Origin of the sequence: Phormidium sp. CCY1219, assembly GCF_035615515.1 — a bacterium.
Classification (GTDB): domain Bacteria; phylum Cyanobacteriota; class Cyanobacteriia; order Cyanobacteriales; family Laspinemataceae; genus CCY1219.
Genome location: NZ_JAJENT010000278.1, coordinates 1 through 12,594 on the forward strand (window position 1 = coordinate 1; position 12,594 = coordinate 12,594).

The window sequence follows — 12,594 nt, forward strand, 5'->3', positions numbered from 1 at the left end:
ATATTTTTTTATTAATAAACCTTTTCCAGAGGAATTTATATCATTTTGGTATATCTGTCCTAACTCCTTCAGTACGGAAGAAATTCAGAAAATGTATTATTCTAATCATATTTTTTATCTTGCTCTGACCAAAGGAATTTTTACTGAAGAGCGGTTTAATAAAGAAATTCTTAAACCTTTGGTTGAAAAGACAAAATCATTTGCTTATTATGAACCTATTATTTTAAAATGGGCGTTTTTTAGAGAGAACACTACGCCTCAGGATCCAGAACATATCATCCCCTTTTTCAAGTCTTTTGTTACTGATTACTTTGATTTAATCAATCAAAAGACAATTAAAGTCATAGACATCAAATATTCATCTCTACAATATTATCTACAAAAAGAAAACATGGAAACAATTAAAAAGAGAAGCGTGCGAAAACAATTTGTTTACGAATATCTGATTCAACAGAAGCTAAAAAAAAGCTACCCGCAATTTAGTGGCGTGAATATCTGTAGCCAGTTTGTATTGCCCGGATACAAGCAAGCTTCTGTGTATGAAAATCATCCGAATTTTATGAAGGGATATATCGAGCTGATGACCCTAGATTTTGAAACTGTAGCCGATCGCTATTTATCTTAATTGTCATAGTTAGTCCGCCGGAATACATGTAAAAAAATGAGTCCGCGTAAGCGGACTTTGCTTGCATAGGCGCGATTTCAATCCCCCGCTGAATCGGAATCTATTCCCCCTTAGAAGCGACATTATTTTGCCGATCGAACCCCAAATATCCGCGCGGCGTAATCATCCAATTCTCATAGAAATCGGTGCTTTGATTGCCAATTAAAACTGTGCTGAGCATATCAATCGGTTCGTCCAGCATTTTATCCAAGGTAGTGAGGGTAATGGATTCATCTTCGCGATAGGCGGATCGCACGATCGCCACCGGGGTTTCTGGGGAACGAAACTGCAGAAAAATGTCGCGTGCAATAGCAATATGCTGGATGCGATTGCGCGATCGCGGATTGTAAAGCGCCACAATAAAATCCGCCTCTCCCGCTGCTTTTAACCGCTTTTCAATCCTCTCCCAAGGAGTGAGCAAATCGCTCAAACTAATCGCGCAGAAATCGTGCATCAAAGGGGTCCCTACCCGCGACGCGGCTGCTTGCAATGCACTAATTCCGGGAAACACTTGCACCCCAGGGGTTTTTCCATCCCATCCGCGATCGCGCAATTGTTCTAGCACCAATCCCGCCATCCCATAAATGCCTGCATCTCCAGAGGAAACCACCGCCACCGTTAACCCCCATTTCGCAAACCCAATCGCCACTTCAGCACGATGTCGTTCTTGAGTTATCGGTAAAGATTGCACGATTTGACCCGGACGCAACAAGGATTTAATCAAGTCGATGTACAGGGTATAACCCACCACCACATCCGCCTCGGAAATCGCAGTTTGTGCCGCCGGCGTCATCTGTGACAACGCCCCCGGACCGGTACCGACGAGCAACAGTTTCCCCTGTCGCCCCGTATATTCTATCTCCGATCGCGCGATCGCGATCGTCACCGCCCCCGGTTCCCCCTCTAAGCGGAAAATTTGCTTGGAAACCCAGAGCGAATTTCCCTTCTCCCCTCGATCGGCAGACGCAGAAGCGATCGCCTTATCCCTCTGTGCCTCACAAGCTGCGATCGCCGCCGCTTCCGCCACGCTGGGCGTCCCCACTTCTCGCGCCACCACTTCTGACGGCGTAGGAACCGCCACCGATCGCAGCACTTCTGCGCCATAGGTTCGCAAGGGCCAATTGCGCGCCTCGCACAACTGCAACAACCCCACTTCATCCCCTTTAATATCAATAGTCGCAATGCCGGCGATCGCCTCTTCTGCCAAATGATGCGATCGGCACACTTCCCGAATCCCGGTTTCGATAACCCGTTGCGAGGTGCCCCTTTCGCACCCAATCCCCACCCACAACACGCGCGGGTGCCACTGTACCTTGGGAAAGTCCGACCCCCGAGGAAGCGATCGCTGAGTCGCACTAATCCAAACCCGCGCCTTCGGGGCCGGAGTTTGCGGTTTCTCCGTTTCCGTATAGTCGGCAAATCCAAACTGGAAGGGATGCCCGGGCGGGAGTTGTTCTTGCCACAAGCTAAACCCCACTTCCTGTATCGCTTCCACCGGTCCCCCCCGGGCGATCGCCGCACTCACGCCCGTCCAATCTCCCTCACCTTTTTGCCAGCCAAACGGCACCCCCAGCACATCGATTCCCGGCAGCCCCAACCCCGTGGAAGCCCCCGTCAGCACAGGTTTCGCCCCCATTTCCAGGGCGATCGCCCGCGCCAGCCGGTCCGCCCCGCCTTGATGCCCGCTACACAGGCTAATCGCAAACTCACCCGCCTCATCCAGCACCACCACCGCCGGATCGACGGATTTGTGCTGTAACAAAGGCGCAATACAGCGCACCACTGCCCCAGTGGCGAGACAAAAGATAAACGCCCGATGCGTGAGCCACAGGGTGGCGAGATGCGCTTTCAATGACCCGGAGTAGAATTGAGCCACTGTGCCCAATTCTTCCGGGTGACTTCTTTGCAGGGATTCGGGCACAAACAGGGTAGCCCCCATCGTTTGACACAGAGTCTGCAATCGTTGGGCACCCCTCGGGGTCGTCGCGATCGCCGCGATCGGCTGAAAATCTTGGAAAATCAACGGATTCAATTTGCAATTCCTGACACTCGACCCTCTATCCTACCACGAATGGAAGCAGGGATTTTTGTCATTTGTCCTTTGTCCTTTGTCCTTTCAGGAAGTACCAGTGACCCGTGACCAGCGATCGCGGACTAATGACCAGTGACCCGTGACTAATGACCAGTGACCCGTGACCAATCCCCCTTCACAGCTCATCTGTTTGGGTTCCATGCAGGATTTCAAGCACCTCTGTTTGCGTTTTGCCTAAAATTCGAGCTAAGGGGATGATTAAGCGATCGCTGATTTCTTGTCCGGCGAAAATCTCTTTCAGATTTTGCCGAGAGACTTTATAAGTCTCGCAGAATTTGATAAACTCAGACGTACTCACCTGCAAGTCTTGTTGTCGTTCCTGCAACAGGGCAGCGATCGCGCGCGGGCCAAACCGGGGACGCTGGCACTTTTCCAGGTATTTCTCCATCAGCTCGTTGACTTTGCTTTTATCCGCGCCTCTTTGACGCAGCAAGTCCCCGCAAGCGAGTCGCAACGCTTTGCGAAGCTTTTCCTGTTCGTTGAGCATTTCTACCAGTTCCTCGGAATATTCCGGGCGGCAAAATCCCACTAGCGATCGCTCGTGCAAAATGGGAACGTAGATATCCAATCCCACTTCCCAAGGTAACGGGTCATTGATGGATGCCATGACAGCGCCTCCCACTCCAGCTCGCGTTAAAATTTTCTATGACCATACAATAGAATATCAACTCTGTTTTCCATAACGGCGATAATCTTCCCAATTTTTTCCTTAGACCCCGGGATAGAGCAGTTCTTCGCTTATGCGCCAGAAAATACTCGAGGCTGGTTGACAAAGGAACGCTGCATCGGGTACAATAAACTCGATTGGTCAGGCAGGGCTTATAAGCATTGCTTTGATTGCATAACCCCCCACCTAGAACCTTCAATTGAGTTTCACCCATGAGATCCAGTCCCCTCGATGGGGTTGAAAAGCCCCCCACCCGAAAAGAGTAGGGTCAAATCCGGTCCATCAAGCACCTAAGCAGGCTATTTTGGGGGACAATCCACCACCAGACAGGATATTATTTCCCACCCTCTGGCGCTGGAAAATAGTCGAGGCTGGTTGACAAAGGAACGTGGCATCGGGTATAGTAAACTTGATGGGTCACGCAGGGCTTATAGGCATTGCAAATATTGCATTATTGCCGATGGTTAGCGGCTATGCAAGGGAACTCCGATGATTGACCGATTCTCCTCGTCCCAGGTCACTCTCTGGAGTTGTCCTCACTCAGGAGGTGCCTTGTACTGGATTGTCGCCTTCAGTGGTTGGTAAGGGAAATCTCCGGGTTAATTCTCAAGAGAGGACCCATATTGCCCCCGGAAGAGGGGCGATTTTGGGTTTTGGAATCCCGATCCGACGGGCGAAGCCCCCTCATGGAACCGAAAGTGGGGAAATGCTCGTCTATACGATTGAGTATTTCTACCAGGGTCATCCGGATGGATGGCACAGACTGGCGAATTTTATACCAACACCAGCAAAAACATGAGGAGAACGTTATGTTTCACATATCTAGTCTCGGTGGTTTCGGCTATCAAGTCAAGGATTTTGCCGATTTAGACGGATACGTACCGGAACCGGGCGATCGCCCAAGCCATTTTAGATGGGATGAGTTCGTGGAATGGGATCGCAAAACTTGGTCGGAATTCGTAGCTCGCGCTCGGAAGAAAACCGATCGAGCCTTGCAAGGATTATCGTTGTGGCAAGATGCTTCATAATCTCTTAATCATTTTGGCGAAATTTCCCTCGCGATTCCGGGAATCTTCTTCTATAATCGAATACTTTAGTATCGTGCGAGTCCGCTAATAGCGGACTTTTTCAATTTTTTCAACGCCTAGCTCGGGCTGGAGGTTGAGTCATTTTTGTAGTTTCGATCGCTTAATTATCCAGGGTAAAATTGCACTGAAAAACTTAATGAAAGGAAAAAAAAGCGCAAAAAAAATCCACTTTCGTAAACTCTGCTACGGGCAATTTTGGGGAAGTCGGTCATTATAGAGAGACAGTAAAGCTTTCTTCAAAAATAGCCTAGCGGTAAATCACCCCTTTGGCGGAGTTGACCCGCGAATCGGGTTCGTTAGAGTGAAAGCACCCTGAGTGCGATCGCCAATTTTTATCTGGGTTAGAGATTTTTTACCTTAGCGCACAGCGGCGATCGCGGACAGCAGCGAATAACATAGGAGGAATCGTATCATGTACGAACGAAGTTTTGCAACCCTTGCGAGCCGATCGCAAACGGCTCGGTTTTTGAAAGCCCCCCCGGCGCGGAAAAATGCCGGTTGGGTGCCGATGAAGGAGACTCAAAGCAAGCGCGAGAATCCCACCTGGGTATGGGATGCGATCGTCACCCACAACCAAACCGTGGCACAGAGTCAGCTCGCCCCAGCACCCGAGCGGCAAATGGGTGTTTTTTTGGCCAAAGCGTTGCAACAGACGTTAGAAAGTGGTGGAACTGCACAAGCAGTTTACCCGCTCTTGGAAATGAATGTGGCGCAACTGAGCGATCGCCTCGGCGTGGTATTGCGGCAATCGGCGGTGTCTCTGTTGCCAGTGTTATCCCCCGAGCGCGCGGTGGAATTTGCCGGGGTTTTGGTGGATTTTGGCGGCTTGCTGTGGGAATTTCCCGGAGGCAATCGCGCGCACAACATCGAAATAGCGATCGCCTGTTGCGAAACCGCCTTGCCGATGTTGCCTTGCGACAAAGCTATCTCACAAGCCTGGGGAGAAACGCACAATAATTTGGCATTAGGTTACAGCGATCGGTATTGCGGCGATCGGATTGATAATTTATCTAGCTCCTTCGCTCACTATCAACGAGCCTCGCAAATCTTTATCCGCCAACCGTTTCCGCGACACTGGACGCGCCTGCATCGCGATCGAAATTAATTGCAGTATAACATCCGATTTAAAGTGCGATATTGCGAATTACACTTTTAATACTGGTTTGAATTTTAGAGGTGGTCATTCAAAACCGTCATATCCGGTTAGGGAACAGCACCAGCATCCGCGATGCCCCCCAGGCATCGAAGAGGGGCGACCTACCGTTCCATTTTAACCGGATCCTGCTGGAATTTCAAATTGCCGATTGATAATTAAGTTTTTGGCGGAGCGAATTTACAGCCAACAAAAAAGCGAGAATTCAGTTCTCGCTTTTTTTTCAGGAGCCATCGTAGGTCTGGCCGCTTACCACAAAACCAGGTATTTGTCAACTACACAGCCGAAGGGGTAGTAGAAGTCGAAGCGGCGAGCTGAGCCAAGCGTTCCTGCTGGTCTTGAGTAATACACGCTTGAATAATTTCCTCAATATTGCCTTCCAGAGCGCTACCCAGAGTAAAATTCTGGCTCAGACGGTGATCCGTGACCCGATTATCCTTGTAGTTATAAGTCCGAATTTTTTCCGAGCGAGCGCCGGTGCCTACTTGAGAGCGACGCATCGAAGTCACCGCTTCTTGTTGTTCGGCGAGCTTCATTTCATAGAGCTTAGCCCGGAGAATTTGCATCGCGCGCTCGCGGTTTTGGAGCTGCGATCGCTCCTCAGTACAAAAGATGCGGATTCCAGTCGGCTTGTGAAACAGATCCACCGCCGTTTCCACCTTATTCACATTTTGACCCCCAGCGCCACCGGACCGAGCCGTAGAGACCTCAATATCTTTCGGGTCAATTTCCACTTCCACATCATCCACTTCCGGCATCACCGCCACCGTTGCCGTAGAAGTATGAACCCGGCCCCCCGCTTCCGTAACCGGCACGCGCTGCACCCGATGGACCCCCGCTTCAAACTTGAGCTGGCTATAAACGCCATCCCCCTGAATTTCCAGGATTGCCTCTTTAAACCCGCCCATATCTGCTAGGGACTCGCTGAGCATTTTTACGCGCCAATTTTGGCTTTCAGCATAGCGCGAGTACATCCGCACCAGATCCCCGGCCCAGATACTCGCTTCATCCCCGCCCGTTCCCGCGCGGATTTCCAGCATGATATTTTTATCATCATTGGGATCGCGAGGCAGGAGCAAAATTTTCAGGCGGTTTTCCAGACTCTCCACTTGGCTTTCCAGGTCTGTAACTTCCTGCGCTGCCATATCATGCAGCTCGCCATCCCCGTTAGCTTCCTTAAGAACCTCTCGAGCGCCCTTTAACTCCTCTTGGGTATTTTTCCAAATCTGATAAGTGTTGACCACTTCTTCCAAAGACGAACGAGCCTTCGCCACCTTTTGATATTCATTCGGGTCAGTGGCCACATCGGGATCCGCCATGCGGCGGGTCAGCTCGTGAAACGTTTGCTCGACGGATTGTAGTTTTTCTAGCAGATATGTTTCGGCCATAAAGCAGTGCTTCCTCAGTGAGTAGAGTGACTTGCGAGAATGCGCGCAGTTAGCCCATCGAAGACGACTTGCCCCTTAAAGGCAACAAGTTGGCTAACCGCTAAGCGCGCTTGATGGCCGTGGGCTACTGTTCGGACTGAGGTTTTTGTTGCTTGGAAGCTTTACCACCACCTGCGCCCATACCGTACTTGCGGCGGAAGCGCTCGATCCGGCCTTCAGTGTCGATAATTTTCTGAGTACCGGTATAGAAAGGATGATTTCCCGACCAGACATCCACGTGAATTTCTGGTTGGGTAGAACCCACGGTCATAATTTGTTCGCCGTTGCAGATTACTTTAGCGTCTGGATACCACTTGGGGTGAATCCCTGGTTTAGGCATGGTTTTGTACTCTTGCTATGGATGAGTCTTTCTTTATTTTAGCGTATCCCTCTGGGGGCAGGGGTTCGAGGTCACTGGGAAAACACCAATGACAAAACCCCAGCGATCGCGGCATTACCGCTTGGAGTATTGAGGAGCCTTGCGGGCTTTGCGTAAGCCGTATTTTTTCCGTTCTTTCGCCCGGGGGTCACGGGTGAGGAAGCCTTCCACTTTCAAAGGCTGACGATTGTCCGGATCGAGCTGACACAGTGCGCGCGCCACTCCTAAGCGAATGGATTCCGATTGTCCGGTTAATCCGCCGCCTTGGACGTTGACCAGGACATCATATTCATTTTCCAGTCCCAGCGTTTCCAGGGGCGCTTTAATGGCTCCGATATAAGCCGGGTTGAATTGAAGATACTGCTCGACAGGCTTTTTGTTGATAGTCACTTCACCGCTACCGGGGACTAGGCGCACCCGTGCCACAGCAGATTTGCGGCGACCCGTGCCCCAGTACATAACGCGACCGCTTTGTTCGGTGGCTTGCATTAAGATTCTCCTCCTGGAATGGTTTGAATTTGCAAGGGTTCAGGTTGTTGGGCTTCATGGGGATGGTCTGGGCCGGCGTACACTTTCAGCTTGGTGAAGAGTTTTCGGCCTAGACTATTTTTCGGGAGCATTCCCCGCACTGCCTGTTCCACAATCCGCTCTGGCACGCGGTTTTGCAGCTTGGCAAAGGTTTCGGTTTTCATGCCGCCCGGTCTGCCAGAATGACGTCGGTACAGCTTTTGAAACCGTTTTTTCCCGGTTACTTGGATTTTGTCGGCGTTGACCACGATTACGAAGTCGCCGGTATCCATGTGGGGGGTATAGGTGGGTTTGTTTTTACCCCGCAAAATCCGAGCGATTTCAGTGGCTAATCTGCCGAGACGCTGATTTTCCGCGTCTACGACATACCACTGCTGCTCCAAGGAGTCTTGTGGAGGAACGTAGGTTTTGGTCATGGTGTTAGGTGTTTGTTGTCGGTTGTTTGTATGGGGGGTATTCCCTGTGACGGGAAAGCGCGCCGCCGAGTGAAAGAGGCGCGGTTGGTGGTTGGCGCTGTCGGTTGGCTGGGGGTTGGGGTTCAGGTTGACCCCACCGCGATCGCCGTCGGGGACAAACCAAACTGGGGCATGTTATCCCACCACAATTGACGGGGAAACGGAGCGTTTGGGTAAGCGACGCGCAACAAGCACAGGCCATGAGCGGGGGCGGCATATTTGACTTGCGATCGCCGCTCGTTTTGCCAGAGGTCCTGGAAGCGATCGAGGCTACACTCTCCTCGACCCACTTGAACCAATAAGCCCACCAGCAAACGCATCATGCCATAGAGAAAGCCACTGGCCTGCACTTCGATATGCACGAATGGACCGTTGCGGAAGCATTTTGCTTCTTGCACGTCCACCCAGGAATGTTTGCGCTGCGACCCGGCGCGGTGAAACGCCGCCAAATGATGATGGCCGATTAACGGGGTGAGCGCTTGTTGAATTAAGTCCGCATCCAGGGGGGCGTGATAATAATGCCAAGCAAAGGGGCGCACGAACAAGTTCGGTTGGCGATCGCTATAGAGGGTGTATCGGTATCGGCGCGACGAAGCCGAAAACCGCGCGTGCCAATCCGATTCCACCGCTGCCGAGGCCAGAATCGCGATATCCGGGGGCAACTGTGCGTTCAGTACGCTGAACCACTTGTGAGCCGGAATCGGGCTGGCAATATCGAAATGAGCTACTTGCGCCGCTGCATGAACCCCGCTATCGGTTCTCCCGGCAGCGATAACGCTGACTGGGTGGCGAACCACCGTTGCCAATTTCTGCTCGATTTCCTCTTGAACCGTTCGGTGATGGGGTTGCCTTTGCCATCCGTGAAAATGAGTGCCCACATATTGAATCAGGAGGGCAACTCTTTGGGTTGGCATGTCGGGGGTGGAAGACATAAGGCGGCTTTAACCAGAAGATTTTAGAGTTAACAGGGAACCAAAGGCTAGGGCATCTGCCAGCTCCAAAATCTGTCAGTTTCATCAGACGAGTTCGATGATTGCCATTTTGGCATTATCTCCGCGCCGGGAAACCGTTCGCACGATTCGGGTGTATCCTCCCGAACGATTGCCATAGCGGTTTTGCACTTGTTCAAACAGGGCGTGAACGAGCTGTTTATCGTAGATGTAGCCCAAGGCTCTTCTGCGAGCCGCCAAAGACCCATCTTTTGCCAAGGTCACGATCCGTTCGACTTCAGAGCGAACCGCTTTGGCACGGGCTTGTGTCGTGGTAATCCGACCATGACGCAGCAGTTCTGTACTCAACGCTCGCAGTAATGCTTTGCGCTGATCGGCGGGTTTACCTAATTCGGGCACTCGACAACGGTGACGCATAATTGATTAGGAAGTATGAATGGTGGACGATAAACGATGAACTATAAATTGTAACAAATTGTAGCCAGAAAGGAAATGAAAAAGAGTGCAGTGTAAAGGATAAACACGGGGTTTTTCAGACTTTACACTTGACACTCAGACGGGTTAGGTTGTTTTTGCAGATTTTTCGTGGGGCAAGGTAATGCCCAAGCGCTTCTGCAATGCTTCGATGACTTCTTCTGCCGACTTTTGACCGAAGTTTTTAATCTCTAGGAGATCTTCTTGGCTGTAGTCGAGCAAATCAGCCACCGAGTTGATTTGCGCTCGCTTGAGACAGTTGTACGCTCGCACCGAAAGCTGCAATTCTTCAATGGGAATTTGACTGGTTGGATCCGCCTCAGTGGGCGATTCTTCCAGCATGGATTCCAGGGTGATGTCTTTGAGTGGAGAGAACAGATCCACCAGGATACTGGCAGCTTGGCTAATTGCCTCTTGGGGGCTAATCGAGCCATTCGTCCAGATTTCCATAATCAATCTGTCTTTTTCCAAAGATCCGCCGACGCGGGCATCTTCCACCGTGTAATTGACTTTGCGTACCGGCATAAAGACCGCATCGATTAAGAGAAAGTCTAACGCGGTGGTTTCGTCGCGACCCCGTTCCACCGAGCGATATCCTTTCCCTTTTTCCACCCGAAATTCCATTTCCAGGGTATGGCCTTCAGCAATTGTCGCCACATATTGATTGCGATCGATGACTTCGACCTCAGATGGCAATTCAAATTGGGCTGCCGTCACTGTTGCCGGACCTTTGACTAATAATCGTCCGATTTGCGGTTGGGCGGAGTAGCTTTTGAGGACGATTTCCTTCATATTTAGTAAAATTTCCAGAACATCCTCTCGCACGCCCTCAATTGTGGCAAACTCGTGATTAACACCGGCAATACGGACGGCACTGACGGCTGTTCCTTCTAAGTTAGATAGCAGCACTCGCCGCAGGGCATTGCCTACGGTAGTCCCTTGACCCCGCTCCAGCGGCTCCAATAGAAATTTGCCGTACTGACCCTGGTTTTTTTCAGTGTTTGACTCTACACACTCAATCTGAAACTGCGCCACGGAGTGACCTCCCTTCTCCTCGATCCATAGAAGGCCAACTTAGCCTCCCTCTCGTTATGATGCTGACTCGATCCCCAAGTTCTGAGGAGTTATCCTTTAACTTACGCGATCGCGGACGAAAACAGAATTGGCAATGAGTATTTTTTCCTCATCAGTTCTCCCCTGTTTTCCACAATGATTTAGACTCGACGGCGCTTCGGTGGGCGACAGCCATTATGTGGGATGGGGGTTACGTCCCGAATTAGGGTGATTTCTAGACCAGCACCTTGCAGGGCGCGAATTGCGGTTTCTCGACCGGATCCCGGGCCGCTGACCATCACCTCTATTTGACGCATTCCCTGGTCTGCAGCTCGCCGAGCTGCATTTTCTGCAGCGGTTTGAGCGGCAAAGGGGGTTCCTTTTTTAGCGCCCTTAAAGCCACTCGAACCGGATGTCGCCCAAGAAATTACTTCTCCATTGGGATCGCTTATCGTGACAATCGTGTTATTGAAGGTAGACTGAATGTAAGCCACTCCATTGGGCACATTCCTTTTTTGTTTCCGTGAGCCAGTTTTTTTACTTGGTTGTCGCGCCATATCGGTTGTTGGACTGAGTGGTTAAAGATTTGCATTGTGAATCGGTAGGCAGACTGAAACACCCGCCTATCATTGCACCGGGAATTTTTACTTCTTGCCTGGGGCTTTTTTCTTCCCAGCAACAGTTCGACGCCCTCCCCGACGAGTCCGGGCATTGGTTCGGGTTCTCTGACCCCGAACGGGAAGTCCCATCCGATGACGACGACCCCGATAGGTGCCGATGTCCATCAGGCGCTTCACGTTCATGGTTTCCCAGCGCCGCAAGTCCCCTTCGACTTGATAATCGTTTTCAACGACGCCTCGCAAGGATGCTACTTGTGCATCGCTTAAGTCTTTGACCCGAGTATCGGGATTGACCCCGGTTTTTTCCAGAACCTCTTTGGCCCGGGTCGGGCCAATTCCGTAGATGTATCGCAGACCTATCTCTACACGCTTATCGCGAGGAAGATCCACTCCGGCAATTCGTGCCACGCTTCTTCTCTCCCTAGTCTAATTTTGCTCCTACTTGGGTTGGGGTGCCAGATGAGTCCATCAGACCTCCCACAGATTGAATTAGGTGTTTCTAACCTTGACGTTGCTTGTGTTTCGGGTTAGAACAGATCACCATAACTCGACCGCGACGACGAATGACGCGGCACTTTTCACACATCTTTTTGACTGATGCTCGAACTTTCATGTTTTTTTCAGCCGCACTACAAACTTCATATTATATCAATTTTTGTGTGAAGTGACAAAAGCTGTGACCACTTGCCATAACCTTAATTTTTACGAGTGGCTGCCGATCCCGGAAAACCTACTTCTTGCGAAGCCGATAAGTAATCCGACCTTTGGTTAAGTCGTAAGGGGTCAATTCGACTTTGACCCGATCGCCCGGGAGAATTTTGATGTAATTGCGTCGGATCTTCCCAGAAATGTGGGCCAGCACGTTAAACCCATTGTCTAGATCCACGCGAAACATCGCATTCGGCAAGGATTCAGTCACCGTGCCTTCCATCTCAATTAAATCTTGCTTAGCCAAATTACAGTTACCTCTTTTGCTACATACCTTGATGAAGGGATGCTCTGTGTTACTCGAAAATGTTGCCGAATTCCGAATTGTTTTCGGCT

General features: G+C 50.8%; 16 protein-coding genes. 3 read left to right on the forward strand and 13 right to left on the reverse strand.

Annotated elements, in window-relative coordinates; all coding sequences use genetic code 11:
• A partial coding sequence (locus LKK83_RS03885; protein WP_324629556.1) for a hypothetical protein occupies window positions 1-625 on the forward strand: 625 nt, incomplete at its 5' end.
• A 100-nt stretch (window positions 626-725) separates the two neighbouring features.
• On the opposite strand, the gene cobJ is transcribed toward LKK83_RS03885, so the two are convergent.
• On the reverse strand, window positions 726-2,696 hold the full coding sequence (cobJ, locus tag LKK83_RS03890) for a precorrin-3B C(17)-methyltransferase (protein WP_324629557.1): 1,971 nt from the start codon (window positions 2,694-2,696) through the stop codon (window positions 726-728).
• Between the two features lie 175 nt (window positions 2,697-2,871).
• On the reverse strand, window positions 2,872-3,363 hold the full coding sequence (locus LKK83_RS03895) for a hypothetical protein (RefSeq protein ID WP_324629558.1): 492 nt from the start codon (window positions 3,361-3,363) through the stop codon (window positions 2,872-2,874).
• Window positions 3,364-4,232: 869 nt separating this feature from the next.
• Between LKK83_RS03895 and LKK83_RS03900 the strand changes: the two genes are divergently transcribed.
• Both LKK83_RS03900 and LKK83_RS03905 read left to right on the forward strand, forming a co-directional pair.
• Entirely contained in the window at window positions 4,233-4,451 is a 219-nt protein-coding gene (locus LKK83_RS03900; RefSeq protein ID WP_324629559.1) for a hypothetical protein, read from the forward strand.
• A gap of 472 nt (window positions 4,452-4,923) precedes the next feature.
• A complete protein-coding gene (locus LKK83_RS03905; protein ID WP_324629560.1) occupies window positions 4,924-5,616 on the forward strand; it encodes a hypothetical protein in 693 nt (230 codons plus the stop codon).
• A 323-nt stretch (window positions 5,617-5,939) separates the two neighbouring features.
• Here the strand turns inward: LKK83_RS03905 and prfA are convergent, their stop codons facing one another.
• The 11 genes from prfA to infA all read right to left on the reverse strand — a co-directional run bounded on the left by prfA (window position 5,940) and on the right by infA (window position 12,505).
• Window positions 5,940-7,052: a peptide chain release factor 1 gene (gene prfA, locus LKK83_RS03910; protein WP_324629561.1), complete on the reverse strand. Its 1,113-nt coding sequence runs from the start codon at window positions 7,050-7,052 to the stop codon at window positions 5,940-5,942.
• A gap of 124 nt (window positions 7,053-7,176) precedes the next feature.
• Entirely contained in the window at window positions 7,177-7,431 is a 255-nt protein-coding gene (gene rpmE / locus LKK83_RS03915; RefSeq protein WP_324629562.1) for a 50S ribosomal protein L31, read from the reverse strand.
• A 114-nt stretch (window positions 7,432-7,545) separates the two neighbouring features.
• Complete coding sequence (gene rpsI / locus LKK83_RS03920; protein WP_324629563.1) at window positions 7,546-7,959, reverse strand: 30S ribosomal protein S9; 414 nt, start codon at window positions 7,957-7,959, stop codon at window positions 7,546-7,548.
• Complete coding sequence (gene rplM / locus LKK83_RS03925; protein ID WP_324629564.1) at window positions 7,959-8,414, reverse strand: 50S ribosomal protein L13; 456 nt, start codon at window positions 8,412-8,414, stop codon at window positions 7,959-7,961. Before rplM ends, rpsI begins: the two co-directional genes overlap by 1 nt.
• 122 nt (window positions 8,415-8,536) lie before the next feature.
• Window positions 8,537-9,385, reverse strand: a complete 849-nt coding sequence (gene truA, locus LKK83_RS03930) for a tRNA pseudouridine(38-40) synthase TruA (protein ID WP_324629566.1) — start codon at window positions 9,383-9,385, stop codon at window positions 8,537-8,539.
• An 84-nt stretch (window positions 9,386-9,469) separates the two neighbouring features.
• Entirely contained in the window at window positions 9,470-9,820 is a 351-nt protein-coding gene (gene rplQ, locus LKK83_RS03935) for a 50S ribosomal protein L17 (RefSeq protein WP_324629567.1), read from the reverse strand.
• A gap of 144 nt (window positions 9,821-9,964) precedes the next feature.
• On the reverse strand, window positions 9,965-10,912 hold the full coding sequence (locus LKK83_RS03940) for a DNA-directed RNA polymerase subunit alpha (protein WP_324629568.1): 948 nt from the start codon (window positions 10,910-10,912) through the stop codon (window positions 9,965-9,967).
• Window positions 10,913-11,091: 179 nt separating this feature from the next.
• The gene (gene rpsK / locus LKK83_RS03945) at window positions 11,092-11,487 is read right to left on the reverse strand and encodes a 30S ribosomal protein S11 (RefSeq protein ID WP_324629569.1); all 396 of its coding nucleotides are present in this window, start codon (window positions 11,485-11,487) and stop codon (window positions 11,092-11,094) included.
• 87 nt (window positions 11,488-11,574) lie between these two features.
• The gene (gene rpsM, locus LKK83_RS03950) at window positions 11,575-11,958 is read right to left on the reverse strand and encodes a 30S ribosomal protein S13 (protein WP_324629570.1); all 384 of its coding nucleotides are present in this window, start codon (window positions 11,956-11,958) and stop codon (window positions 11,575-11,577) included.
• Window positions 11,959-12,049: 91 nt separating this feature from the next.
• Window positions 12,050-12,163, reverse strand: a complete 114-nt coding sequence (gene rpmJ / locus LKK83_RS03955) for a 50S ribosomal protein L36 (protein ID WP_012593611.1) — start codon at window positions 12,161-12,163, stop codon at window positions 12,050-12,052.
• A gap of 117 nt (window positions 12,164-12,280) precedes the next feature.
• Window positions 12,281-12,505: a translation initiation factor IF-1 gene (gene infA, locus LKK83_RS03960; protein WP_008191178.1), complete on the reverse strand. Its 225-nt coding sequence runs from the start codon at window positions 12,503-12,505 to the stop codon at window positions 12,281-12,283.
• Window positions 12,506-12,594: the final 89 nt, after the last annotated feature.

What these genes read in the sequence shown, in the direction of transcription:
- LKK83_RS03895 (WP_324629558.1), bottom strand. Translation starts at nt 3,363, where the DNA reads ATGGCATCCATCAATGACCCGTTACCTTGGGAAGTGGGATTGGATATC.
- LKK83_RS03900 (WP_324629559.1), top strand. Translation starts at nt 4,233, where the DNA reads ATGTTTCACATATCTAGTCTCGGTGGTTTCGGCTATCAAGTCAAGGAT.
- LKK83_RS03905 (WP_324629560.1), top strand. Translation starts at nt 4,924, where the DNA reads ATGTACGAACGAAGTTTTGCAACCCTTGCGAGCCGATCGCAAACGGCT.
- prfA (WP_324629561.1), bottom strand. Translation starts at nt 7,052, where the DNA reads ATGGCCGAAACATATCTGCTAGAAAAACTACAATCCGTCGAGCAAACG.
- rpmE (WP_324629562.1), bottom strand. Translation starts at nt 7,431, where the DNA reads ATGCCTAAACCAGGGATTCACCCCAAGTGGTATCCAGACGCTAAAGTA.
- rpsI (WP_324629563.1), bottom strand. Translation starts at nt 7,959, where the DNA reads ATGCAAGCCACCGAACAAAGCGGTCGCGTTATGTACTGGGGCACGGGT.
- rplM (WP_324629564.1), bottom strand. Translation starts at nt 8,414, where the DNA reads ATGACCAAAACCTACGTTCCTCCACAAGACTCCTTGGAGCAGCAGTGG.
- truA (WP_324629566.1), bottom strand. Translation starts at nt 9,385, where the DNA reads ATGTCTTCCACCCCCGACATGCCAACCCAAAGAGTTGCCCTCCTGATT.
- rplQ (WP_324629567.1), bottom strand. Translation starts at nt 9,820, where the DNA reads ATGCGTCACCGTTGTCGAGTGCCCGAATTAGGTAAACCCGCCGATCAG.
- rpsK (WP_324629569.1), bottom strand. Translation starts at nt 11,487, where the DNA reads ATGGCGCGACAACCAAGTAAAAAAACTGGCTCACGGAAACAAAAAAGG.
- rpmJ (WP_012593611.1), bottom strand. Translation starts at nt 12,163, where the DNA reads ATGAAAGTTCGAGCATCAGTCAAAAAGATGTGTGAAAAGTGCCGCGTC.